This window comes from Actinomyces capricornis, assembly GCF_019974135.1.
GTDB lineage: Bacteria > Actinomycetota > Actinomycetes > Actinomycetales > Actinomycetaceae > Actinomyces > Actinomyces capricornis.
On sequence record NZ_AP025017.1, the window covers coordinates 1,691,898 to 1,714,701 of the forward strand.

General features: G+C 69.7%; 22 protein-coding genes and 1 tRNA gene. 12 read left to right on the forward strand and 11 right to left on the reverse strand.

The window, feature by feature from the left end:
- Window positions 1–150: 150 nt before the first annotated feature.
- Together MANAM107_RS06790 and MANAM107_RS06795 are read right to left on the reverse strand one after the other, a co-directional pair.
- Window positions 151–1,149: an asparaginase gene (locus tag MANAM107_RS06790; protein ID WP_223906590.1), complete on the reverse strand. Its 999-nt coding sequence runs from the start codon at window positions 1,147–1,149 to the stop codon at window positions 151–153.
- 12 nt (window positions 1,150–1,161) lie between these two features.
- A complete protein-coding gene (locus MANAM107_RS06795; protein ID WP_223912932.1) occupies window positions 1,162–2,532 on the reverse strand; it encodes an amino acid permease in 1,371 nt (456 codons plus the stop codon).
- A 468-nt stretch (window positions 2,533–3,000) separates the two neighbouring features.
- On the opposite strand from MANAM107_RS06795, the gene MANAM107_RS06800 reads away from it, so the two are divergent.
- From MANAM107_RS06800 to MANAM107_RS06810, 3 genes are all read left to right on the forward strand, one after another.
- Window positions 3,001–3,076 (forward strand) — tRNA-Thr (locus MANAM107_RS06800).
- Between the two features lie 510 nt (window positions 3,077–3,586).
- Entirely contained in the window at window positions 3,587–3,907 is a 321-nt protein-coding gene (locus MANAM107_RS06805; protein WP_179900902.1) for a histone-like nucleoid-structuring protein Lsr2, read from the forward strand.
- 124 nt (window positions 3,908–4,031) lie between these two features.
- On the forward strand, window positions 4,032–4,769 hold the full coding sequence (locus MANAM107_RS06810) for a phosphoglyceromutase (protein ID WP_179900903.1): 738 nt from the start codon (window positions 4,032–4,034) through the stop codon (window positions 4,767–4,769).
- A gap of 85 nt (window positions 4,770–4,854) precedes the next feature.
- Here the strand turns inward: MANAM107_RS06810 and phoU are convergent, their stop codons facing one another.
- The gene (phoU, locus tag MANAM107_RS06815; protein ID WP_179900904.1) at window positions 4,855–5,538 is read right to left on the reverse strand and encodes a phosphate signaling complex protein PhoU; all 684 of its coding nucleotides are present in this window, start codon (window positions 5,536–5,538) and stop codon (window positions 4,855–4,857) included.
- Between the two features lie 231 nt (window positions 5,539–5,769).
- On the opposite strand from phoU, the gene MANAM107_RS06820 reads away from it, so the two are divergent.
- The 8 genes from MANAM107_RS06820 (at window position 5,770) to MANAM107_RS06850 (ending at window position 11,468) form a co-directional block, all read left to right on the forward strand.
- Entirely contained in the window at window positions 5,770–7,113 is a 1,344-nt protein-coding gene (locus tag MANAM107_RS06820) for a sensor histidine kinase (protein ID WP_223906593.1), read from the forward strand.
- Window positions 7,110–7,814 carry a winged helix-turn-helix domain-containing protein gene (locus MANAM107_RS06825; RefSeq protein ID WP_223906597.1) on the forward strand — a complete coding sequence of 235 codons (705 nt, stop codon included), beginning with the start codon at window positions 7,110–7,112 and terminating at the stop codon, window positions 7,812–7,814. The genes MANAM107_RS06820 and MANAM107_RS06825 overlap by 4 nt, the downstream gene beginning before the upstream one ends.
- 149 nt (window positions 7,815–7,963) lie before the next feature.
- Entirely contained in the window at window positions 7,964–8,446 is a 483-nt protein-coding gene (locus MANAM107_RS06830; protein ID WP_179901761.1) for a CarD family transcriptional regulator, read from the forward strand.
- 85 nt (window positions 8,447–8,531) lie between these two features.
- Window positions 8,532–9,329, forward strand: a complete 798-nt coding sequence (locus tag MANAM107_RS06835) for an IspD/TarI family cytidylyltransferase (RefSeq protein ID WP_223906601.1) — start codon at window positions 8,532–8,534, stop codon at window positions 9,327–9,329.
- Window positions 9,330–9,418: 89 nt separating this feature from the next.
- The gene (locus tag MANAM107_RS13095) at window positions 9,419–9,544 is read left to right on the forward strand and encodes a hypothetical protein (protein ID WP_263421873.1); all 126 of its coding nucleotides are present in this window, start codon (window positions 9,419–9,421) and stop codon (window positions 9,542–9,544) included.
- Window positions 9,541–9,960: a hypothetical protein gene (locus MANAM107_RS06840; protein ID WP_223906604.1), complete on the forward strand. Its 420-nt coding sequence runs from the start codon at window positions 9,541–9,543 to the stop codon at window positions 9,958–9,960. Before MANAM107_RS13095 ends, MANAM107_RS06840 begins: the two co-directional genes overlap by 4 nt.
- Before the next feature lie 23 nt (window positions 9,961–9,983).
- A complete protein-coding gene (locus MANAM107_RS06845; protein WP_223906607.1) occupies window positions 9,984–10,547 on the forward strand; it encodes a hypothetical protein in 564 nt (187 codons plus the stop codon).
- Between the two features lie 234 nt (window positions 10,548–10,781).
- Window positions 10,782–11,468: a response regulator gene (locus tag MANAM107_RS06850; protein WP_223906610.1), complete on the forward strand. Its 687-nt coding sequence runs from the start codon at window positions 10,782–10,784 to the stop codon at window positions 11,466–11,468.
- 41 nt (window positions 11,469–11,509) lie between these two features.
- On the opposite strand, the gene MANAM107_RS06855 is transcribed toward MANAM107_RS06850, so the two are convergent.
- A complete protein-coding gene (locus tag MANAM107_RS06855) occupies window positions 11,510–12,625 on the reverse strand; it encodes a trypsin-like serine peptidase (RefSeq protein ID WP_223906612.1) in 1,116 nt (371 codons plus the stop codon).
- A gap of 231 nt (window positions 12,626–12,856) precedes the next feature.
- Window positions 12,857–13,108: a hypothetical protein gene (locus MANAM107_RS06860; protein ID WP_223906615.1), complete on the reverse strand. Its 252-nt coding sequence runs from the start codon at window positions 13,106–13,108 to the stop codon at window positions 12,857–12,859.
- Between the two features lie 258 nt (window positions 13,109–13,366).
- Between MANAM107_RS06860 and MANAM107_RS06865 the strand changes: the two genes are divergently transcribed.
- On the forward strand, window positions 13,367–14,785 hold the full coding sequence (locus tag MANAM107_RS06865) for an MFS transporter (RefSeq protein WP_263421874.1): 1,419 nt from the start codon (window positions 13,367–13,369) through the stop codon (window positions 14,783–14,785).
- 81 nt (window positions 14,786–14,866) lie between these two features.
- Here the strand turns inward: MANAM107_RS06865 and MANAM107_RS06870 are convergent, their stop codons facing one another.
- The 6 genes from MANAM107_RS06870 to MANAM107_RS06895 all read right to left on the reverse strand — a co-directional run bounded on the left by MANAM107_RS06870 (window position 14,867) and on the right by MANAM107_RS06895 (window position 22,686).
- Complete coding sequence (locus MANAM107_RS06870; protein WP_223906619.1) at window positions 14,867–15,301, reverse strand: DUF2218 domain-containing protein; 435 nt, start codon at window positions 15,299–15,301, stop codon at window positions 14,867–14,869.
- A 177-nt stretch (window positions 15,302–15,478) separates the two neighbouring features.
- Window positions 15,479–17,965 (reverse strand): glycoside hydrolase family 3 N-terminal domain-containing protein, encoded by a 2,487-nt coding sequence (locus MANAM107_RS06875; RefSeq protein WP_263421875.1) that lies wholly within the window; start codon window positions 17,963–17,965, stop codon window positions 15,479–15,481.
- Window positions 17,966–18,452: 487 nt separating this feature from the next.
- Entirely contained in the window at window positions 18,453–20,015 is a 1,563-nt protein-coding gene (locus MANAM107_RS06880; protein WP_223906622.1) for a glycosyltransferase, read from the reverse strand.
- A 438-nt stretch (window positions 20,016–20,453) separates the two neighbouring features.
- Window positions 20,454–21,092 (reverse strand): TetR/AcrR family transcriptional regulator, encoded by a 639-nt coding sequence (locus tag MANAM107_RS06885; RefSeq protein ID WP_223906626.1) that lies wholly within the window; start codon window positions 21,090–21,092, stop codon window positions 20,454–20,456.
- 575 nt (window positions 21,093–21,667) lie between these two features.
- Window positions 21,668–21,997 carry a putative heavy metal-binding protein gene (locus MANAM107_RS06890; protein ID WP_223906629.1) on the reverse strand — a complete coding sequence of 110 codons (330 nt, stop codon included), beginning with the start codon at window positions 21,995–21,997 and terminating at the stop codon, window positions 21,668–21,670.
- A 176-nt stretch (window positions 21,998–22,173) separates the two neighbouring features.
- On the reverse strand, window positions 22,174–22,686 hold the full coding sequence (locus MANAM107_RS06895) for a SprT-like domain-containing protein (RefSeq protein ID WP_223906632.1): 513 nt from the start codon (window positions 22,684–22,686) through the stop codon (window positions 22,174–22,176).
- Between the last annotated feature and the right edge of the window lie 118 nt (window positions 22,687–22,804).

Below are 22,804 nucleotides of genomic sequence, written 5' to 3' on the forward strand. Positions count from 1 at the left end.
AGGCAGCAGCGGTGGGGCCCACCAGGGAAGTCCTGGTGGGCCCCACCGCTATCGCAGTGCTCTGGCAGTGCTGTGTGCCGCTGCCTGTCCGCTGCCTTTCCGCCGCCTGTCCGCGCCGGCGGCGCGGGAGGGACTGCCGGCCGCGTGCCGCTACGGGGTCAGCTCACCGGCGATCGAGTGGCCGATCCTCCCGGCCAGCTCGGCCCCGCGCAGCCCTTGGCTCAAGAGGAACTGCACCTTGGCGTAGACGGCCTCCAGGGTCATGTCCCGGCTGCCGACGGCACCGGCCCGGGCCACGGCGTCGCCCGCCTCGTAGTGGCCCAGGAGCACCTCGGCCTGCTGGCACTGGGAGGACACGACGACGGCGGTCCCCTGGGCGATGATCTCCTGGAGGACCTCGACCAGGCCCGGCTCCTGGCTGGGCACATTGCCCACCCCGAAGGCGCGCAGGATGACCGCCTCGGGGGCGGGGGCCAGCAGCGCCTCCAATCGGGCGGCGGTGATGCCCGGGGCCATGTCGAGCACGACGACGTCGTGGCGCGTATAGGGCGCCGGGCTCGGCCAGCCCTGACCCGACTCGGCCCGTGGGGTCCACCGCCAGGGCGCTCCGGTGACGGCCAGGGGCGCGGCGCTGGGGGACTCGAAGCCCTCGAAGTCCCACGAGGAGCATTTCGAGGCCCGGTTGCCGGCCAGCAGCCGGTGGCCGAAGAACAGGGCAACGCCCTCCAGCCTGCCCGAGGTGGCCGCCCGCAGCGCGCCGGTGACATTCGCTGCGGCGTCGGAGCCGACCTCGCCCAGTGGCAGCTGGGAGCCGGTGAGGACCACCGGGGAGGGGAAGTCGGTCAGCGCGTAGGACAGCGCGGCCGAGGTGTAGGCCATGGTGTCGGTGCCGTGCAGCACCACGAAGGCGCGATCGGGATCGGCGGCGCTGTGGGCGCGCAGATCGTCGATGATCGCCTGCCAGGACTCGGGGGTGGCATTGGAGGAGTCGATGAGCGGCTCCAGGCTGGTCATCGTCACAGAGTCCGCCAGTTCCGTTCCTTCCAGCAGGGCGGCCAGCCAACCCTCAAGGTCGGCCCCGGGGACCAGGCCCCGCGGGGAGTCGATCATTCCGATCGTGCCTCCGGTGTACGTGATGTGAATGCGCATGGTTTTCTCCTCCTACTCCTCGGCCAGGACCTCGTCGAGCAGATCGCCCCGGATCCTGCCCCGCACCAGGTACCAGCCGGCCACCATCATGACCACGACGACGCCGAAGAGCGCCAGTGTCCACCGCCCGCTCGTGCTGGTGATGTTGGCGGCCACCACGACGGCGAAGAAGAGGAGGGCCGCATAATTCGACCAGGGCGCCAGGGGCATGCGGTAGGCGGGGCGCTGCTCCTGGCCGGCCTTCACCCGCTTGAGGAAGGCCAGGTGCGTGATGAGGATGGCCGCCCAGGTACCGGCAATGCCGATCCCCGCCAGGTTCATGACGATCTCGAAGGCGTCCCCGGGAAGGTAGGCATTGAGCACCACACCCACAAGGCCCAGGGCGGAGGTCAGTGCGATCGCGCCGGCGGGCACCTGGTGCTTATTGAGGCCGGCTGCGATCGCCGGGGCCTCTCCGGCCACGGCCATGGAGCGCAGGGTGCGGCCGGTGGCATACAGCCCCGCGTTGAGGGAGGACATTGCGGCGGTGAGCACGACGACCTGGATGATGTCCCCGGCATAGGGGAGGCCGATGCCGGAGAAGAAGGTGACGAAGGGGGACTGCAGGGAGGAGTAGGCGGTGTAGGGCAACACCATCGCCATGAGGATGACCGAGCCCACGTAGAAAACGAAGATGCGCAGAATCATCGAGTTGATGGCCTTCGGCAGGACCTTCGCCGCGTCCTCAGCCTCACCCGCGGCCACTCCCACCATCTCGGTGCCGCCGAAGGCGAAGACGACTCCCAGGGTCAGGGCGAAGACCACCGGGAGGCCCTCGGGGAAGAAGCCCCCGTGATCGGTGATGTTGTGCACTCCGGCCGTATAGTGGACGATGTCCTGCCCGGAGCCAGCCTGCCCGGTGTGGGCGCCGGTGATGATGGCCCAGATGGCCACCAGCATGAAGGACACGATGGCCCCGACCTTGATGAGGGCGAACCAGAACTCCGCCTCGCCGAACATTTTCACGTTCAACATATTGAGGATGAAAACCAGGACCAGGGCCAGGAGTGCCAGGATCCACTGCGGGATCGCCTGGAAGGAGCCCCAGTAGTGCAGGTAGAGGGCCACCGCCGTGATGTCCGCCATCACCGTGACGGCCCAGTCCAGGAAGAAGAGCCATCCGGTGATGAAGGCCCCCTTCTCCCCGAGGAACTCGCGGGCATAGGACACGAAGGCCCCCGATGAGGGACGCCGGATCGCCAGCTCCCCCAGGGCGCGCACCATGAGGAAGGCGAAGCCGCCGCAGATGGCGTAGGCGAACATCAGCCCGGCGCCGCCCTGGGCCAGGCGTCCGCCCGCACCCATGAACAGCCCGGTTCCGATCGAGCCGCCAATGGCGATCATCTGCAGGTGCCTGTTCTTGAGTGACTTGTTGTACCCGGCGTCCCCCTTGTCGCGCAGTGCGGGGACCGGTGCGGCCGGTGCGGCATGAGCGGGTGCGGAGGGGGCTGCGGCCGGCGTGCGGCCAAGCGGCCGGCCGCCAGATGAATGGTGCGTCATAGGACTCCTTGCGATAGGTGCCGCGGTGGCAGCCCCTGACGTGGTCAGGGCTCCGGAATCCAGAGGCGACGCCGCCACTGGCCGTGATCCTCGAGCGGTCCCTGTGGTGCCCGCGCCCTGCCCATGGGCTGCTTCCCGACAGCGGTCATCGGGGAGGCTAGCAGGTGGGCGCGCGGGCGAGGCACTCTTAAGGGAGCCGGTTCTCGTGGTGCCGGCGCGATGCTGTGTCCAGCACCACGACAGACCCCCGTGGATCCAGATTGCGCTAGGAGCGCATGTCGCTGTATCTTCAACTCGCCGCGCTACGCGCGTGCCGCCTTAGCTCAGTCGGCAGAGCGATTCACTCGTAATGAATAGGTCGTGGGTTCGATTCCCACAGGCGGCTCCAGCAAGCCCCGGGATGTCTCTCCCGGGGCTTCCCTGTGCGTCATCCCCGCCTGCATGCCGTCGGTGTGCTCAAACGGCGCACCCGACGTTGCCTCTCGGGACTGTGCGCCCAGCGCAGAACAGTGCCCCGCCCTCGCGCACTCGCGGCGGTTCTAGATGCGCCCGTGCGCGCGCTGTGATGATCCTGAGTTGCTCGTGGTCGCGCGTGAGGCCCTGGCGCCTATCGGTCAAGCCCCTGGAATCGGTTGTCCCCGCGATGGATCGCAGGAGTCCCCTTATTGCCGGGAAGGCGAGACTGGTAGGCGCCATCCAGGTGAGGCCTCATCGGGGTGGGGGCTTAGGGGACGGAGAGGAAACCGTCCCGCGCTGGGAGCCGCCTCGACGTGAGGCTGAAAGAGTCCTGGCATAAGGGGCGGCGGTGTTGCAAGATTCCGATCTTGCATTTACTCTTGCATCAACCCGCGCGGGATTCGTCTCAGGTGATCCCGCCTTCCGATCCGAATGGGGAATCATGGCGCAGAAAACTCAGGTCATCCTGGTCGACGACGTTGACGGCTCCGAGGCCAGTCAGACCATCACCTTCGCTCTCGACGGTGTCAGCTACGAGATCGACCTCAATGAGGAGCACGCGGCCGCTCTGCGTGAGTCATTTGAGGAGTGGGTCAGCAAGGCCCGCCGTACTGGCGGACGCCGCACGACTGGCCGCCGTCGTCCTGCTGGTGCCTCCGACACTCAGAAGATCCGTGAGTGGGCGCGCTCCCAGGGCATCGAGGTCTCTGACCGCGGCCGTGTCTCGGCTGAGATCCGCGAGGCCTACAAGAACGCTCACTGAGCCGCGCGCCGTCGCGCACGGCGCGGACCACGGCCCGGCGGCGCAGGGACATCCTGCGCCGCCGGGCCGTGCCGCTGGGACCGAGGGCCTCGCGCCATCGTGCCGGGCCTGGCAGGATAGAGCCATGGCTTACACCCTGGTACTGCTCCGCCATGGCGAGAGCGAATGGAATGCTAAGAACCTCTTCACCGGCTGGGTCGACGTCCCCCTGTCGGACAAGGGCCGCGCGGAGGCCTCCCATGGAGGCGAGCTGCTCAAGGAGGCGGGAGTCCTGCCTGAGAAGCTCTTCACCTCGATGCTGCGTCGCGCCATCATGACCGCCAACCTGGCCCTGGACGCCGCCGACCTCCACTGGATCCCCGTCGAGCGCCACTGGCGCCTCAACGAGCGCCACTACGGCGCCCTGCAGGGCAAGAACAAGAAGGAGATCCGCGATGAGTACGGCGATGAGCAGTTCATGCTCTGGCGCCGCTCCTACGACGTCCCCCCGCCCGCCATCGAGTTGGGCAGCGAGTTCTCCCAGGACGCCGACCCCCGCTACGCAGGCGAGCCGATCCCGGCCACCGAGTGCCTCAAGGATGTCCTGGAGCGCCTCCTGCCCTACTGGGAGGAGACCATCGTCCCCGAGATCAAGACGGGCAAGACCATCATGATCGCCGCCCACGGCAACTCCCTGCGGGCCATCGTCAAGCACCTGGACGGCATCTCCGATGAGGACATCGCCGAGGTCAACATCCCCACGGGCATCCCGCTGGTCTACGAGCTCGACGAGGAGACCCTCAAGCCCCTGAAGAAGGGCGGGCGCTACCTCGACCCCGAGGCCGAGGCCAAGATCGCGGCCGTGGCCAACCAGGGCAAGTGAGCCTGAGGGCCGCAGGCCCCTAGCGACGGCGGGCGGCGCCGGACCTCGTAGTCCGGTGCCGCCCGCCGTTGCCAGGCGGACCGGCTCAGGCGTGCAGGGCGTCGGCGTCCTCGGCGTCGTGCGTGCCCGGCATGCTGGCCCCCGAGACGAGGTAGGCCACGCGGCGGGCCACGGAGGTGGAGTGGTCCCCGAAGCGCTCCAGGAAGCGCCCCATGAGCACCGCGTCGATGACCTGCTGGCGGCTCATCTCATGGGCCGGGTCCAGGATCATCTGGAAGGACTGGCGGTGCAGGGCGTCGAGCTGGGCGTCGTCGGCCTGGATGGTGGCGGCCAGGTCCAGGTCGCGGGTGGAGACCAGTCGGGCCACGTCCTTGCCCGCGCGGACGGCCAGGTCGGCCATCTGGAGGATGAGGCCGAGCACCGGCTCGGGCACGGGAGGCTCGGGGTAGCGGCCTCGGGCGATGGCGGCGATATGCCGGGCCAGGTCGCCCTGGCGCTCCAGGGTCTGGGACATGCGCAGGGCGGAGATGACATTGCGCAGGTCCCCGGCTACCGGCTGCTGGCGGGCCAGGAGCATGACGCACAGGTCGTCGATGTCTCGCTGGAGGTCATTGATGCGCTCATCGGCGTCGATGACCTGCTCGGCGATGACGATATCGCTGTGGCGCAGGGATTCACTGGCGCGCTCGATGGCGGTGGCCACCTGATTGGCCATGGACTCAAGATCGGAGCCCAGCTGCTTGAGCTCCTGATTGAAGATATCGCGCATGTGGCGACTCCTGTTCGTCGGTGCGGTGATGAGGTCGGTTGGGTGCGGGGCTGTCGAGGTCTGGCTGGTGGACCGGGGCCGGTCGGGGCGAGGACAACGGCGCCCAGTGTGCGCCGCGAAGGTGAACGGCCGGGGCAGGCCGGGCGCCCGGGAGGTGAACGCCGTCCCGGTCGGGCTCTTGACAGGAGCATGATCTCGCGCAGTCCGTCCCCGACCTCCTACCCTAGGGCCGTGGACCCCGTTTGGCTGCTGATCCTGGTTGCGCTGGTGGGTGTGGCCGTCGGAACCGCGGCGGGCCTGGCCTTCGGCCTGTCCGAGCGCGACCGCCGTCGTGCCTCCCGGCCCGCCTCGGGCTCCCTGCCGGATATGGATGGCGCCATCCCCGTGCTGGCAGCGCTGCGCTCCACGGTGGTGGTGCTCGATGATGACGACGACGTCCTGCGTGCCTCGGCCGGCGCCTACACCTTCGCGATCCTGCGCGGCGACGCCGTGGCCGACCCGACCATCGCCGCGATGGTCTCGCGCGTGCGCGCCACGGGGGTGGCCGAGGACGCCGAGGTCACGGTGGCCCGCGGGCCGGTGGCCGGGGCCGGGCAGTTCCACCTCCAGGTGCGGGTGGCCGGCATCGGCCAGGGGCGCATCCTCATCCTCGTGGAGGACCGCACCGCCGCGAAGCGGGTGGAGGCCATGCGCCGCGACTTCGTCGCCAATGTCTCCCACGAGCTCAAGACCCCCGTCGGCGCGATTTCGCTGCTGGCGGAGACCGTGGAGGCGGGCGCGGAGGACCCCGAGCACGTGCGCGACTACGCGGGCCGGATGCGCAAGGAGGCCAAGCGCCTGGGGGTGCTGGTCCAGGAGATCATCGAGCTCTCCCGGCTCCAGGAGGGCGATGCCCTGGCCGAGCCCGAGGACGTCGAGCTCGACGCCGTGGTGGCCGAGGCCCTGGACCGGGTGCGGGTGGAGGCCGAGGGCCAGCAGGTCGAACTGGTCTCCGGAGGGCGCCGGGGCCTGCGGGTGCGGGGCGACGCCGCGCTCATCACCACTGCGGTGCGCAACCTGCTGGACAACGCCATCCGCTACTCCGGGCCGCGCACCCGCGTCTCCGTGGGCGTCTCGCTGGACCCCTCCGATGCCGACCTGGTGCGCATCGCCGTGGTGGACCAGGGCATCGGCATCCCCAAGGCCGATCAGGAGCGGGTCTTCGAGCGCTTCTACCGCGTGGACAAGGCCCGCTCGCGCGCCACGGGAGGCACGGGGCTGGGCCTGAGCATCGTCAAGCACGTGGCCGCCGACCACGGCGGCACGGTGGAGCTGTGGTCCGCACCGGGACGGGGCTCCACCTTCACCCTGGTCCTGCCGCGCCTGCGGCCCGAGCCGGGAGTCGAGGGGCGGGCCGGGCTGGACCCCGCGGCGGAGACAGCAGTGGGGCCAGTAGGGGAGCCGGCCGTGGAGACAGTAGTGGAGCCGGCGCCGTCGTCGGGTCGGCAGGCCGGCGGCACGGGGCACAATGGTGGCTCCCGGACGCAGGACGGTCGGGGCGATAGGGCGGCTGATTCGGACAGGAGTGGCTCATGACCCGCATCCTTCTTGTCGAGGACGAGGAGAACTACCGGGACCCGCTGGCGTTCCAGCTCAGGCGCGACGGCTACGAGGTCGTCACCGCGGAGGACGGGGTGCTCGCCGTCGAGCGCTTCGAGGAGGCGGGGCGGGTCGGGGGGCCGGGGGCCATCGACCTGGTGCTGCTGGATCTCATGCTGCCGCGGATGGGCGGGGTGGAGGTGTGCAAGCAGATCCGGCGCAGCTCCACGGTGCCGGTCATCATGCTCACCGCCAAGGACTCCGAGGTGGACAAGATCGTGGGCCTGGAGATCGGTGCCGATGACTACGTCACCAAGCCCTACTCCTACCGCGAGCTCGTGGCCCGGATGGGGGCGGTGCTGCGCCGCACCAGCCATGAGGTCAAGGACAACCAGACGCTGCTGGCGGTGGGGGAGGTCTCCATGGACGTCGAGCGCCACGAGGTGCGCGTGCGCGACCAGGGCGTGGAGATGCCCCTGCGCGAGTTCGAGCTCCTGGAGCTGTTCCTGCGCAACCCCGACCGGGTGCTCACCCGCTCCCAGATCATCGAGCGCGTCTGGGGGGCCGACTACGTGGGGGACACCAAGACCCTCGACGTCCACGTCAAGCGCATCCGCGCCAAGATCGAGCGCGACCCCTCCCACCCCGTCATGCTCACCACGGTGCGGGGGCTGGGCTACAAGCTCGTGGCCGGCTGAGGGCGGGGCCGGAGCGCCGCGGCCGGGGTGCACCGGCCGGGGCGGCAGGCCGGGTGGCCGGGGCGGGCTCTTGTGAGATACCTCCCCGGTCTTTGCGCGGTATCCCCTGATAAACTAGGGCTCCACTATCAAACTGGAGTGTCATTCCCATGACCTTTGAAGTCGGAGAGACTGTTGTCTATCCCCACCACGGTGCTGCCCGGATCATCGACATCCGGCAGCGCAAGGTCCGTGGTGAGTCCAAGACCTATTTGCAGTTGGAAGTCGCCCAGGGGGACCTGACGATCCTCGTGCCCGCCGAGAGCGTGGAGCTCATCGGCGTGCGCGACGTCGTCGACGAGTCGGGCCTGGAGAAGGTCTTCGACGTCCTGCGCGCCCCCCTGACCGAGGAGCCCACGAACTGGTCGCGCCGCTTCAAGGCCAACCAGGAGAAGATCGCCTCCGGCGACGTCATCAAGGTGGCCGAGGTGGTGCGTGACCTCTCCCGCCGCGACACCGACCGCGGCCTGTCCGCCGGTGAGAAGCGCATGCTGGCCAAGGCCCGTCAGATCCTCGTCTCCGAGTTGGCCCTGGCGCAGAAGACCGCCGAGGAGGAGGCCGAGTCCCGCCTGGACGAGGTCCTGGCCTCCTGACTCCCGGCTTTCCCCGCATCCCCTCCCGGGTGTCCCCGGGACTGAGGGCGCCGTTGGCAGGCCGGTAAGGCGATAGCCTTTCCGCGTGAATGCCTCAGTCGCTCCCCGTCCTCCTGAGGGCGCCGTGGCCGCCATTCTCACTGCTGCGGGCTCAGGAACCCGCCTGGGGGCGGGCGGGCCCAAGGCCCTGGTACCGGTGGGAGGGATCAGCCTCCTGCGCAGGGCCGCTGGCGGGCTTCTCGACTCCGGCGTTGTGGACGGCCTCATCATCACCGCCCCGCCCGACGACGTCGATCGCTTTCGGCGGGAGATGGCTGAAGTGGCCGGGGCGGCCGAGCAGCCGGTGGAGGTGGTGGCCGGCTCCGCCGCCTCCCGCCAAGCTTCGGTGGCCCTGGGCCTGGAGGCGGTCCTGGGGGTGATGCCGACGGCGCAGGTGGTGCTGGTCCACGACGCCGCCCGGGCCCTGACTCCGCCTGAGGTGATCCGGCGGGTGGTGGCGGCGGTGCGTGCCGGCCACGGGGCGGTGGTGCCGGCCCTGCCGGTGTCGGACACGATCAAGGAGGTCGGGCCGGTCCGGGAGGGCCACGATGACGTCACCGCTGGGACGGGCGGGGGCGTCGAGCCGGTGGTGGCCACCCCGTCGCGCGAGCCCCTCAGGGCGGTGCAGACCCCCCAGGGCTTCGCGCTGGGGACCCTGCTGGAGGCCCACCGACTGGGGGCCGGGCGCTCCCAGGATGAGGCCGCGGCGGCCTCCGATGACGCGGGCCTGGTGGAGGCGGCCGGCGGCAGTGTGGTGGTGGTGCCGGGGGACCAGATGGCCCTGAAGATCACCACCCCCACCGACCTGGCCCTGGCCGAGGTCCTCGTTGGCCGCTCCTATTGATCATCATCAGTAGTGACCCATCGCACCACTCTTCGTAGGGTCTCTGTGTAGAAGCCAAGCGGGCTCTTCACGGGAACAGAGGAGGAATGATGAAACGTCGAGAGTTCTCCAAGATCGCCGCCCTCACCGGCGCTGGTCTACTGGTCGCCCCTGCAGCATGGGCCAGCAGCAACCCGGGCATGTGGCAGGAGCTACTGCTCCTGGGGCTGCCTTGACCGCAGAGGATGAGCAGTTCCTGAAAATCATCTCGGAGTTGGATGCGCTCCCAGAAGACTTGAAGCGGCAGACACCGACCCGGGGTGGCGACTATGAGGCGCAGTTGACCGCTCAGCTCGACGGCCTGACGAGCGTCAACAGCGTGTCCACCAGTGATAGCGCGGTTCCAGCATTCAACTGGGCTGCCTGCGTTTGGGAGGTTGCGAAGGTCATCGTCCAGTACGGAATTCCAGTCGTCAAGGTCGTTGGGTGGCTGAAGCAGTTGTGGAGGCTGTACCGCAGCGTCACTGCGATCATCGATGCGCTGAAGGATGGAAGGGCCTTCGTTGAGAATCCGGAGATCACTGAGGAGGGTGCGAAGGTCATTGAGATGCTCCTGGGTCTCGAGGGGGTAACGAATGCCTGCTTCGGCTGATCCAGCCTAGGGGGAGAATCCTCATGGCACCTGCCGACACTGCGCTTTCGCCGTTGCCTCCCGCTCCTCTCTGGGGCTTTGTGCTGGGCCGATTCATCATGACAGTGATGCAGGGCGTGGTCCTCGCGATCGCACTGCTCCTGTGGGTGCTGCTCAGCGGTCAGCCCTTCGGGTTCACTCGTCTGGTCCTCGTTCTTTGCGCTGCGGGAGTGGCCGCGCTGGTGCGGGAGCTGGTCGATGGGTTCATCACTCGCGGAGTCGCCGTGCGGCTCAATGCCGTGAGCGTGCCACCATGGTGCGCCGTTGCTCTGGGTCTGGTGAGCCCGGTGCCCGCGGGCCTTATCGTCGGCCTCATCCTAGGGGGAGGTCGCGGCACCGTGCTGGTCACGTGCTTGGCGCTCTGGGTGTTCATCGCCGCTCTGGAGAGGCCGTGGAAGGATAAGACTCCGGATGCGCAGACGCGGGCCATTGATGTTGAGGCCAGGGCGATGACGCGGGAGTACTTCGCAGAGGATGTCGAGCGCCTCTCCCAGCAGGTGAGGGAACGCCGCCAGGAGCGCCGTGAGAAGGGCGGGAGTCCTCGCTGAGTCTTTTCTGTCTCTTTCCCGACCGATGGCTGGTCGGGGTGGGCATGCTGTGTGATGCGGAGCAGATGCGCCTCGTTGATCCGGGGACTTGCCAGTATCAGCCATGGGTGACATCCTCTGGATGGGAGGAGGTCGGGTGGTAAATGCAGGAAGTGGACGTGGACGGAACGTCGGGAGAGGCGGTCCGCTACCTTGCGAAGTACTGAGAGAAGGCGAGGACGGATAGTGGTTGCCATGATGCTGGTCACCGAGGGTGGAGCCCAGCCCGTGGCCCTTGCCCGCGAGATCGACGCCACTCATGGTGCGCAGGTGATCGCTATCGAGAACAGCAAGGCCTCAGCGCTCGCCCGGCTGGAGAAGAGCAGTGCGGGGCGTGGTCAGCATAAGGAGGGTGCGCTGGATGTCGTCCTTCTTGATGTCGATCCACCTTCTATTGATGGGCCCGCAGTGGTCCGGAGCTTCCAGGAGCGACGCGGGGACGTGGCGGTGGTCATGCTGGCCTCCCACTGCACCGCCGCAGTGCTGCGGGAGGCCTTCAGCGCTGGAGCCACGGGATTCCTGACGAAGGACTGCCCCGTTGAGGAGATCGTGGCCTACCTGCGTCGAGTGGCCCACCACGGGGACCATGTTCTCTCACAGGGCGCCATGAACGTCCTCATCAACGCCCTTGTCCACGGAGCGGGAGCGAGCCGGGTTCAAGAGGAACTGGCGCAGCGGGCCGAGAGCCTTCCGCCACGACTGTGGAAGGTCTACACGCAGGTGATCGCCGGCGCGAGCAACCACCACATCGCCCGGCTCCTGGGCCTGACGGAGAACACGGTGCGCGTCTACGTCTCCGATGTCCTTCGCCGTCTGGGCTTCCATGCCAGAACAGAGCTCATCGCGGCATATGCGGGGAACGCCGGGGTCGGTGAATCCTGACCCCGGCGTTCCCCGCTCTCTGGGAGAGTTGAGGCGGATGATCAGTCCCAGGTCGTCTCATCCAGCATCTTCTTGACATTCTCGGAGAAGTAGGGGGCCCAGTTCTGCCCTGTGACCTGGAACCACAGGGAGGTCACGCTCCTGACATAGCCCAGTTCAGTGGTGGCGTCGTAGCGGTAGAGCCAGGGGCCGCCCGAGGCGCCAGGACCGAAGTTGCAGGAGTCCACTGAGACCATGGTGTCCTGGAAGCCCGGAGGCACCGATGAGGTGGTTGAGTCCTGGCAGCTGTGGCTGGCATACCTGCCATCAGGGTTGGTGAGATTGCTCGGGTAGCCGAAGATCGTGGACTGGAACTCGTGGCTGCCGCCCCAGGCGAGCCCGTATGCACCCACGGCCTGGGCGACCGGTTGGTTGGCATCCCCGCCGTCGTTGAGCGTCACGAAGCCGACATCGTTGGCGACGGCTTGATTGTCCGCGATCCAGGTGTCGAAGGCGCGCAGTGAGCGTGCGGTCCAGATTCCCGCAGGGTCGGGGTCCGAGCCATTGACGTCGTAGTCGGGGACGAAGACGACATTCTTCATCCACCCATGCTGCTGGTCGTAGACGCAGTGCCCCGCGGTGATGACCACACGCTTCGTCGGTGTGTTGACCACGGAGGCGGAGCAGTAGCTGTTGTCGAATCCGTAGCCGTTGAAGAACAGCTTGCCCTGAATCCTGGGCTGGGCTGCTGCGCCGCCTTGGGGCTGCGGTGCGACGGGCTCGATCCTGCCGTCAGGATCCGTTGAACTGGAACTCGACCCCGATCCCGGGTCCTGTGGCACCTGCGCCGGTGATGCCGCGGCCATGGAGGCGGAGGCGGACTCCGGCGTGTAGGGCGTGGCCGAGGCGAGTCGCTCCGGGGTCCAGTAACTCAGGACCTCCTCATCCGGGCTGTAGTCAGATGCTGCGGGCTGGGCCTGCTGAGAAACCGGTTCCGCCGATCTGCCGAAGGAGGTGGGGGCTGTCACCGCGGTCGAGCCCGCTGAGTCCTGGGCGGGGGGATCCTCCTGCCCATGTGCGGGTGCGATCGGTGAGAGGGCGGGGATCAGTCCCACCATGAGTGCCATGACCAGCCCGGTCACGCCCCTGCGGCGCAGGGATTCATTCACTGTTGTCATGCGAGATCCTTCCGATATGCGGCGTCGTCGCCTGGGCTCCACCGGCGCACGGCCCCGGAGCCTCATGCAGGGCAGTCTGTCCCGGGCGGGCGCGATGGCGGAAGACTGATATGTGTCAGTACCTTCAGTTGCCCGGCAGTAACCCCCGGGGCGCCTGCGCCCACCTGATCTCGCGGCCCCCGCCGCACCGCAGAAGCGAGGAACGGCGGCGCATCCCCGAGTGCGTGCCCCTCAGCGCGAAGCATCGTCGGTGGGGTGGAAGGGGTCCCTGCGCCGAAATGCTCCGATGACTCGCTTGAGGTGGTATGCCGCTGCGCACTGGAGGATGGTGGGGATGCAGAGCAGAGCCGGTATCCACAGCCCTCGCGGGCCGTGCAGGTCCATGCTGAAGGTGATGGAGGCGATGATGATGGCCCCTGACACACCGATTCCCAGGATGAGCCATGCCAGGGCGTAGCCGATGTTCTTATCTGGAGTGGGCATGATGACCCCGTGTCCGATCGGAGGATAGTGAAGGATAGTGCCGGCGGATGATTCCGCCGTGATGGCTCCGAGCGGAAGCAGGCGCCTCGATAGGTGCCTGGCCGCGTTGGACCCTGACGGCTCTTCTATACTCAATCCCGCTGGGGTCCCGTGGCAATACTGATCATCGTCAGGGCGCGGTCCGGTGGAGGGCCGGGGTGGGCCCTCATCGGTCTCATCGTGCGGTGTGGGCCGCCTGGGCACCGTAGGGTTCCTTCCATGAGCCTGCCCTCCGCGCGGCCGCCCGCTCCGGCCGACCGCCCCACCCCCCTGATGTCCTGGCTCGTGTTCGCCTGGGGGCTGTGGGACTGGGGGTCGGCCGCCTTCAATGCGGTCATCACCACCTTCGTCTTCACCGTCTACCTCGTCAGTGAGCCTTTCGGGGACAAGGCCGGCAACGAGACCGCCCTGAGCGTGGGGCTGGCGATCGCCGGGGCCGTCATCGCCCTGCTGGCCCCGGTCACCGGGCAGCGCTCGGACCGCTCGGGCCGCACCGTCCTGTGGCTCGGCGTCTACACCATGGTGGTGGTGGCCGTCTCCGCGGCCCTCTTCTTCGTCCTGCCCGAGCCCGGCTACCTGTGGCTGGGCATCACCCTGCTGGGCCTGGGCAACGTATTCTTCGAGCTGGCCTCGGTCAACTACAACGGGCTGCTCAGCCACCTGGCCACCAAGGACCGCGTGGGGGCCGTCTCCGGCCTGGGGTGGGGGATGGGCTACATCGGCGGCATCGTCCTGCTGCTCATCCTCTACGTCGGATTCATCGCCCCCGAGGTCGGATGGCTCGGCGTCACCGGCGAGAAGGGCCTCAACGTCCGGGTCTCCATGCTCATCGCCGCCGCCTGGTTCGGCATCAGCGCCATCCCCGTGCTCCTCACCCAGTCCAGCCGCGGCATGCGCCGTCGGGCACGCCTGCCAGACGGCGTCCCGCAGGCAACGCCAGCGACCCAGGCTGCCGGGGCGAGGCCGGACCCGCAGGCGGCACGCGACTCCCTGCTCTCGTCCTACAAGCGGCTGTGGGGCACCCTGGTCAACCTGCACCGCCACCACCCCGAGGTCCTGTGGTTCCTCCTGGCCGCCGCGGTCTTCCGCGACGGGCTGGCCGGGGTCTTCACCTACGGCGGCATCCTCGCCCGCAACACCTTCGGCTTCTCCTCCGACCAGGTCATCATCTTCGCCATCGTCGCCAACATCGTCGCCGGTATCACCACCATCGCCGCGGGCCGCCTCGATGACCTCATCGGGGCCCGCAAGGTCATCCTGGGCAGCCTCACCGTGCTGGTCATCGCCGGATTCCTCGTGTTCCTCCTGCACGACGCCGGACCCCTCGCCTTCTGGGTGCTGGGCCTGATCCTCTCGGGCTGCGTGGGCCCGGCCCAGTCCGCGGCGCGCTCCTTCCTGGCCCGCCTCATCCCCGAGGGCAAGGAGGGGGAGATCTTCGGGCTCTACGCGACCACCGGGCGTGCGGTGTCCTTCATGGCCCCCGCCATGTACGCCCTGTTCGTCGCCCTGGGGACCCGGGTGGTGGGGCCGGGCGCCGGTTACTGGGGGGTTCTGGGCATCATCACCGTGCTCGTCGTCGGGCTCCTGCTCATGCTGCGCGTGGGCGAGCCGGCCGGGGAGATCACGCACGCGGCCTGAGTCCTGGCCCCGGCGTGAGGCGGCGCCCCGGCGGCGGTCCTATCGCTGAGGCCTGGGCGCCACACGGGCGGCGCCGGCCGATCAGTCCACCTGCGCAGCCCTGCGCCGGGCCTCGCGCTCGGCGCGCATGCGCTCCAGGTCCTGCGGGCCCAGTGGCCCTTGGGTGGTGCCCTCGGTCCCGTCCTGACGGGCCCAGGACACCGCCATGGCCTCCTTGGCGCCGAAGCGCGCCAGGTGGATGCCCACCACCTGCTCCAGGCCTGCCAGGTGCTCGTCGTCGGTGCGCAGGCGCAGCACCAGGGCCTCCGGCTCGCAGGACAGCTCCACCACTCCGGTCACCCGACCCTCGCGGTCGAAGGCCAGGGCGCCGGTGGAGGCCCGCTCATCCCAGGAGGCGGTGATCTTGCGTCCCATGTGGCTGACCAGCTGCTTGCCGTAGCGGGCCGGGCGCTGCGTGGGCACCCGGGCCACGGAGCCGGCGGGAAGGTCGGGGGCAGGGGTCTCGGCGTCGCTCATAAGGTCATCCTTACCTCATGTGCCGGTGGTGCGCCAGACCCCGAGCGCCCTCACCCCGCCCGAGAAGGTCTCCCCGTAGCCCGGGTCGGACTCCGAGACGGGGCATGCCCCAGGCAGATCTCGTGCATCCCAGGCCTGCCCCCGCCGACGGCGCACCAGCCTCCCGAGGGGGGCCGTCTAGTCCCGCGGCGAGGGCTCCCGGCCCGATTCCTCGGGGCGCTCCTGGCGGGCGCGGGCCCGGTCGAGCAGGGCGCGGTAGCCGGGCGGGTCCAGGTCCATGCCGGGCATGGCCACCAGGCGGTTGGCCGGCGTCGCGGCCATCATCTCGAAGGTGGTGTGGTCCTGGCGCAGGCGGGCCAGGGTGCCGGCCAGCGCCTCCTCCATGAGGAGGCCTCCCACCGGGTGCGCCAGCCACTCGCCCAGCGTGGAGTCCGGGCGCAGCTCCCGCACCGGCGCGGGGGCCTGGACCTCCAGGGGCAGGACGGCGGGCAGGTCGCGGCTGGAGAAGCCCACGGAGACCTCATAGCCGCCCGCCTCGACCACCCAGGCCCGGCAGGGCTCGTCCCAGAAGGACAGGTCCCGCTGGGTCAGGGGGAGCTCGATCTCGATGGACTGCCCCGCCTCCAGGTGCACCTTGGTGAAGCCGCGCAGCTCGCGCGGAGCCCGCTGGATGGCGGAGGCGCCGGTGCGGCCCACGTAGACCTGGACCACCTGGGCCCCGGGGCGCTGGCCGGTATTGGTCACGGTGGCGTGCACGGTGGCCAGGACGCGGGCCTGCCCCTCGGCGTCGGCAGGGCCCACGGGGCCATGGGCCTGAACCTCCGCCGTGTCCTGCCCGGCGCGCCCGATGGGCCTGACGCGCACGTCGCTGAGCGCGAAGCCCGTGTAGGTCAGGCCGTGGCCGAAGGGGTAGGCCACCTCGCGCTCCATGGCGTCCATGGCCCGGTAGCCGATGAAGACGCCCTCGCCGTAGTCCACCACCGAGTCGTGCCCGGGGAAGTTGAGCTGGGCCGGCAGGTCCGACAGCCGCCGGGGCAGGGTCTCGGCCAGATGGCCGGAGGGGGCCTGCACCCCCAGGACGACGTCGGCGATGGCCGACCCGCCGGCCTGCCCGCCCAGCCAGGCGATGGCCAGGGCGTCGGCGTTATCGTCCCAGGACAGGTCCACCGCCGAGCCGCCCACGACGACGACGATCGTGGAGGCGGCCACCTGGCTGACGGCGCGGACCAGCGCCACCTGCTCGGCGGGGATGCCCATGTGGGGGCGGTCGTATCCCTCGGACTCATCGATCTGGGGCAGGCCGACGAGGAGCACCGCCGTGGCGCCGCGGGCGACCTCCACGGCCTCCTCGCGCAGGGCCCGGGCGGACAGCTCCTGGCCCTCCTTCCCGGCCGCCTCGGCCAGGTGGTAGCCAGGGGTGAAGGCCACGGCCTCCTCGCCCAGGGCCTGGGTGAAGGCCTCCAGAGCGGTGTCCAGGCGGGTGGGGTTGATGGTGGAGGAGCCGGCCCCCTGATAGCGGGGGGTGCGGGCGAACTCGCCGATGAGGGCCAGGGGGCGCTGGGCGCTGAAGGACCCGGCCTCCAGGGGCAGGGCGGGGGCGGCGTCCGGCCCGACAGGCTCGTTCTTGAGCAGGACGGTGCCCTCGGCGGCCACGCGCCGGGCCAGGGCGTGGTGGGCCTGGGCGTCGTAGCCGTCTGCGGTGACTCGTGCGGCCTCCAGGGCCGGGGCAGTGCGCAGGATAAGGGTGATGATGCGCTCGACGGCGGTATCCAGCGCTTCCTCGGCCAGGCGGCCCTGACGCACGGCCTCCACGATCTGGGCATCGGTCAGGCCCCCGGAGGCCGGCATCTCCAGGTCCAGGCCGGCGGCCAGGCCGGGGACGCGCTCGTTGACGGCTCCCCAGTCGGAGACCACGAGGCCCTCGAAGCCCCACTCCTGGCGCAGCACGGTGCTCAGCAGCCAGGGGTCCTGCGAGGCATAGGTGCCGTTGATGCGGTTGTAGGAGCACATGAGGCTCCAGGGCTGGACGGTGCGCACGATGTGCTCGAAGGCCGGCAGGTAGATCTCGCGCAGGGCCCGCTGGGAGACGCGCACATCCACCCGCATGCGGTCGGTCTCCTGGTTGTTGGCCGCATAGTGCTTGAGGCAGGCCCCCACGCCCTGGGACTGGATACCGGTGATGAGGGCGGCGCCGATGCGCCCGGCCAGCAGGGGGTCCTCGGCGAAGTACTCGAAGTTGCGCCCGCACAGGGGCGAGCGCTTCATGTTGACCCCGGGGCCCAGGATGACGGCGACGTCGTTGGCCGCGGTCTCGGCGCCCAGGGCCCGGCCCACGGCCTCGATGAGCTCGGGGTCCCAGGTGGATCCCAGGGCGGCGGCGGTGGGGAAGCAGGTGGCCGGCACAGAGGCGCTGAGATCCGCCTGGCCGGCGGCGGTGGCCTGCTTGCGCAGGCCGTGGGGGCCGTCGGTGACCATGATCTGCGGGATGCCGAGGCGCTCGATGGCCTTGAGGTGCCAGAAGTCGGCCCCGGAGGTCAGGGAGGCCTTCTCCTCCAGGGTCATCTGCGCGACGAGCCGAGCTGCACGGGTGCGGTGCTCCGCAGGGCTGGAGGTGCGGTGCTCCGCAGAGGCGGGCTCGGGGCTGGGGGCGTGGGAAGTGGGCACAGTGAGCTCCTTCGGTGGGGGGTGCGCCATTGCGAGCCTATCGTCCGGCGGCCCTGGCGGGGGCGGGTGGAGAGGTGCTGGGGGCGGTGGTGGCCGTGGGCTCCTGGACCGAGAGCGGGCTCTCTAAGAGCTCGAGGAGCTCGATGTCCTGAAGTATGGTGCCCGCGTCGCTTCCTGATCAGGGGAGGACCTTCGTCCAGCAGATCATTGATCTGCTCAAGCGGACCATCCTCGTCGAAGAGGCCACCCATCTGACGGCGGTCGTTCCTCAGGAGGGAGGGGAGGCGGTGTCCGAGGGGTGAATCGCGTGGCGGCATATCCAGGCTGGCGAGCGCAGTGGGGGATGGCCCTTGAGACGGCGAGGCGGGCTCTGGAGGGGTGGGAGAGCCCGCCTCCCACGAATGAGAGCGCCCTGGCCCGCCACTGAACCGGGGCTCTGCGCCCCGATACGCCCGGGTCCGGATCCGGGCGCTGGGGATGGCCCGGCTCAGGCCAGGGCCAGGGTCCGCTCGCAGCCGGGGCTCGGGGCGGCGGAGGCGCCTGCCGGGAGGGCTCCCGCAAGGCTGGTGGGCACTCCCGGTCCCTCCAGCAGCTCCATGATCGCCTGGGCCGCCTGGCCGGGGCCATCGAGGCTGCGCATGAGATCAGCCATCTGGGCGGCCTTGGCCCGCATCTCCTCGTCGGCCAGGGCCTGGCGCACCAACGCGGCCCAATCGGTGGAGGACGCCTGCTTCTGCGGCAGCAGGCGCGCCGACCCGAAGGCCACGCAGCGCTGCACATTGAAGCGCTGCTCGAACTGGAGGGGGATGCCGATGAAGGGCCAGCCCTGCGTGCAGCTGGTCTGCACGGTCCCCTCACCGCCATGGGTGATGGCCAGGTCGATGGCCCCACCCAGTCGATCGGCGGGCAGCCAGTCGGTGACATGGACGTTGGCGGGCAGTCCGGCCAGATCCTCCTCGTGCAGGTAGCTGCGCACCGGGGCCACGACCTGGCAGGGGGCATGGCCCAGACCGCGCAGCACCGACAGCGCCAGGTCCCGGTTGCCCGAGGAGCCGATGGCGAAGTAGACCACCGGCTGGTCGCCCTCGGCGAGCCGGGCGACCAGCGGCGGGACCGGGCCGGGCAGGTGGGCGTAGATGGGGCCGACGACGCGGTGGCCCGCGGGCATCTCGACGTGCTGGGGCAGCAGGTGCGGGGCGGAGGCGATGAGGTTGAGGTCGGCGGTCAGCGCCCCGGCCACATTGCGAGCCAGGTCCACCCCGTGATCGGCTGCCACCTGGTAGAAGGGCCGGGGCAGGGGTACGCGGGAGGCCACGGTGTGGAACACTCCGGCGGCGGCGCGGTCGATCACCCGCTGCCTGCGGGTGGTGCGGGGCAGGAAGGCGGTGGTGCCGTAGGAGCGCGCGATGCTCACATGGGGCAGGGAGTAGGCGAAGGGGCGCACGAAGACCAGGGGCACCGACTCCGCCCGCGCCGAGATGAACTGGCTCGGGGTGACCCCCACCACGACGGCGCTGGCGCACAGACGGCGGATGAGCTCGCGCTCGCTGGCCACCCGCTGGGAGAGCATGGCGCGGGTGAAGGGGTGGCGGTGGCCGCGGCCCTGGTCGAAGTCCAGCGCCTGGCGGGCCTGCTCGTCGGTCAGGAGCGGCTCCTGGAGGATGAACTCGAAGCCCGCCTCCTCGATGAGATCCCTGTTGCGGGGGGAGAAGCCCGTGAAAACACAGTCCACCCCCTCGGGCATGCGCTTGGCGACTTCGATGCCCCGCGTGACCTCGGCAATATTGATGGTCTCGGGGGCGAAGAGCACCCGGCAGGCGTGGCTGGAGGAGCGGGGTGCCTGCCGGGACGCCGGCCGAGCGCGCCGGGACTCGGCGGGGGCCAGTGACGTCGCGGGGGCCTGGCGCATCGTCGCGCCGATCGCAGCCAGCTCGGCGGGTGTGAGGATCTCGGCGCTCAGGGCGGTGGCATCGTTGAGTGCGGGATTCTCATGGGGCGTGCTGCTCCCGGCGTCCGCCGTCATGCTGCGCCTCTTCGTGAGCTCTGACATGGGAGGGCCTTCCCTGGAACCGGTGTGATGGGGGATAATTAAGGGACAGAGCTATTAGATGCCCCGTCTAATTACTGCTGAGGATAGCAGGTGGCCGACGGTTGCGCCAGATGATGCGTTAATAAGCCCGGACCCTTGGCGCGGGCGCCGGGTTGCGCCGGAGGCTCGGCCGGCGGGGTGTGGTGCGATGGGGCCTCGCGTCGCGACATGGGCGTCGCGGAATGGATGCCCCTACAGGTACCGTCCATGCCGCGCCGTATCGCTCTTTCCGCGAAGTGACGCCTCGCGGCGGCCCTGCCGCCTTCCGGGGCCCGATCCTCCCGGGCACTTGTTCCTCCTGGTGCGCCGCCCAGGCCCCGGCCCGCACCCCCGGGTCGCCCCGAGCCAGGAGAGACGGCCCTGACCCGCCCCGGTCGCAGTCTCCCGAGGGGGCGCGCCTCAGGGGGTCTGCGGCGCCGCAGGCTCGTCGTCCCGTTGCTGAGGACCGTGCCCCTCCAGGGCCGGGCCCCGCCCCGTGGGCACGAGCGCGTGCAGTGTCCTGATCATCATCCCCGCGATCTCCTCACTGTCGATCTCGGGGTGCTCCAGCCACTGCAGGCAGGTGGCGATGACCGTGTTGGTCCAGGTGCGCAGTGCGAATCGGGCCTGCTGGTCGGTCAGTGGGATCGAGAGCAGGTTGAGCAGAATCTCCTCGAACTTCACCTGGCTGGCGCGAATCGCCTCGCCGATGACCGGGTCATTCTCCAGGCCGCCGATATGCAGTGCCCGATAGCCCATCGGTCTGCCCTGGACGTAGGTGATGTAGGCGGTGACGACCTCCTCGATGCTCTCGGCGCCGGCGATCCTGTGCACCTGGCTGATCTCATGGGCCACGATCGCCCGGGCGAGATCGATCTTGGAGGGGAAGTAGTGGTAGAACAGTGCCCGCGAGACCCCGGCGCGCTTGGCGATCTCGTTGACGGATATCTGCGTCAGGGAGCCGGTGGCGAATATCTCCAGGCCTACCGCCATGATCTCCTCCCGGCGCTGCTCGGGACTGAGGCGACGACGCTGCTCTGGGATCTGGGAACCGCTCACGATAAAGAGCCTACTGGTTTGGCACGGCCCTGCCGGGAGGCCCGCCCGCTTCTTGGCTGCGAGTCTCCGTGATCCCGGCCCCCTCGTCCTGTGATGGCCCTGCTCGGTGGGGATGCTGGCTGGGTGTGGCCGTGGGGCTCGGGCTCGGTCGGGGGTGGCGGTGGTGGGGGTAAGACTTGACCCTCGGGCCCGCGGTTGCGGGCCCGAGGGTCCAAGCCTCGTGAGGGACCGTCTGCCACCCGGGTTCCCATGCACCCGGGGAGGCGGTCGCCTCCTTCACCGGAGCGGCGGCCCCGGGCTCCCTAAGACCCGGTGCCGGCCTCGGAGGTCCGGTCCGTCATCAGGCTCCCCAACCCTCAGGACCGGTTCCGTCCGGTGGTGCCCACTATGTAACGCGACCACCCTGGAAAAACCCACCTCCTGGCACTGTGAACCACCTGGGAAATCCCGGCCGTCTGGGAAATCCCGGCCGTTCGACCGGCCGATGGGGCCAGGGGGTGCGGGGAGGGATGCCGACGGCCTGGCGCGGGGCCGATCCCGCCCCAGGCCGTCGTGCGCTCGTGCTGCGCAGCGGCTCAGCGGGGGGTGGAGAAGCGCACGGCCGTCCCGGAGGCGGTGACCATGAGCATGCCGTTGTCGCTGCCCAGGGTCTCGTAGTCGATGTCCACCCCGACGATCCCCTCGGCGCCGAGCTCCTGGGCCCGCTGGACCATCTCGGCCAACGCGGTCTCGCGGGCCTGCATGAGCTCGCGCTCGTAGGCCTCCGAGCGCCCGCCCACCATGTTGCGGAACCCGGCGGCGATGTCCTTGAACATGTTGACCCCGGCGATGGTCTCGCCGAAGACGACGCGCAGGTACTGGGTGACCGGGTAGCCCTCGACGGTGGGTGTGGTGGTGACGATCATGATGGCTCTCCTGGAGTCGGCGGTTCGAAGGTCGGCTCCAGGGTAGTGGGGCGCGGTGATCTCCGGCTCGCCCGCGGGGTGATCACCCGCGAGCCGACGGGCAGTACTGCCCACGGCTGGCCCTGCGGGTGCCCCGCGGATTGGCGGGCCGCCTGCTGGGATGTGGGCGAGTCGCTCTAGTCCCGCAGGATCCGTGCCAGTGAGCGCGCGTACTGGGGCCCGATCTCCTCGGGGCCCACCGGGCGCCCCTCCAGGCTCCAGGTGATGAGGTGCTCGGGACGGAAGCGCCGGGCGCACCGGGCGCAGGAGACCGGGCGGGAGGGCCGCCTCATGCGGTCCACCTCATGCCCTGCGGGGCAGCGTCCGACCCAGCGCCCTCGCAGCCGAGGCGAGCCGGCGCCCACCAGCCGCGTGCCGCTGGCCCCGATCCGTCGGGCCTCGGCGGTCCAGATGGCGTCATGCCCATGGCTGGCGCCCACGCGGGCATGCGCGATCTCGTGCAGGACGGTCTCGCGTACCTCGGACTCGGGGTACAGCGCCATGAGGTGGCGGCTCAGTGTGATCCGACGGCGTGCGTGGTCGGTCTGCCCGGCGCGCCGCCGGGCGCGGTCCAACTCCAGTCCCCAGTGGCCCACGCCGTGCTCCTCCATGAGCTCGCGGGCCAGTGCCATGACATCGGGGAGGTGCACGGCAGCGATTCTAGTGGACACGATGTGGGCTGACGGCTCCAGGGGCGCTGGTGGTCATCGGGCGTGCCGGCGAGGGGTGCTCCGGCGCGGTATGCGTCCCCGAATGCCCGGCGCCTCG

What these genes read in the sequence shown, in the direction of transcription:
- MANAM107_RS06870 (WP_223906619.1), bottom strand. Translation starts at nt 15,301, where the DNA reads ATGAGCGACGCCGAGACCCCTGCCCCCGACCTTCCCGCCGGCTCCGTG.
- MANAM107_RS06805 (WP_179900902.1), top strand. Translation starts at nt 3,587, where the DNA reads ATGGCGCAGAAAACTCAGGTCATCCTGGTCGACGACGTTGACGGCTCC.
- MANAM107_RS06830 (WP_179901761.1), top strand. Translation starts at nt 7,964, where the DNA reads ATGACCTTTGAAGTCGGAGAGACTGTTGTCTATCCCCACCACGGTGCT.
- MANAM107_RS06790 (WP_223906590.1), bottom strand. Translation starts at nt 1,149, where the DNA reads ATGCGCATTCACATCACGTACACCGGAGGCACGATCGGAATGATCGAC.
- MANAM107_RS06850 (WP_223906610.1), top strand. Translation starts at nt 10,782, where the DNA reads ATGATGCTGGTCACCGAGGGTGGAGCCCAGCCCGTGGCCCTTGCCCGC.
- MANAM107_RS06825 (WP_223906597.1), top strand. Translation starts at nt 7,110, where the DNA reads ATGACCCGCATCCTTCTTGTCGAGGACGAGGAGAACTACCGGGACCCG.
- MANAM107_RS06810 (WP_179900903.1), top strand. Translation starts at nt 4,032, where the DNA reads ATGGCTTACACCCTGGTACTGCTCCGCCATGGCGAGAGCGAATGGAAT.
- MANAM107_RS06855 (WP_223906612.1), bottom strand. Translation starts at nt 12,625, where the DNA reads ATGACAACAGTGAATGAATCCCTGCGCCGCAGGGGCGTGACCGGGCTG.
- MANAM107_RS06860 (WP_223906615.1), bottom strand. Translation starts at nt 13,108, where the DNA reads ATGCCCACTCCAGATAAGAACATCGGCTACGCCCTGGCATGGCTCATC.
- MANAM107_RS06890 (WP_223906629.1), bottom strand. Translation starts at nt 21,997, where the DNA reads ATGATCGTCACCACCACACCCACCGTCGAGGGCTACCCGGTCACCCAG.
- MANAM107_RS06880 (WP_223906622.1), bottom strand. Translation starts at nt 20,015, where the DNA reads ATGTCAGAGCTCACGAAGAGGCGCAGCATGACGGCGGACGCCGGGAGC.
- MANAM107_RS13095 (WP_263421873.1), top strand. Translation starts at nt 9,419, where the DNA reads ATGAAACGTCGAGAGTTCTCCAAGATCGCCGCCCTCACCGGCGCTGGT.
- MANAM107_RS06845 (WP_223906607.1), top strand. Translation starts at nt 9,984, where the DNA reads ATGGCACCTGCCGACACTGCGCTTTCGCCGTTGCCTCCCGCTCCTCTC.
- MANAM107_RS06795 (WP_223912932.1), bottom strand. Translation starts at nt 2,532, where the DNA reads ATGATCGCCATTGGCGGCTCGATCGGAACCGGGCTGTTCATGGGTGCG.
- MANAM107_RS06865 (WP_263421874.1), top strand. Translation starts at nt 13,367, where the DNA reads ATGAGCCTGCCCTCCGCGCGGCCGCCCGCTCCGGCCGACCGCCCCACC.
- phoU (WP_179900904.1), bottom strand. Translation starts at nt 5,538, where the DNA reads ATGCGCGATATCTTCAATCAGGAGCTCAAGCAGCTGGGCTCCGATCTT.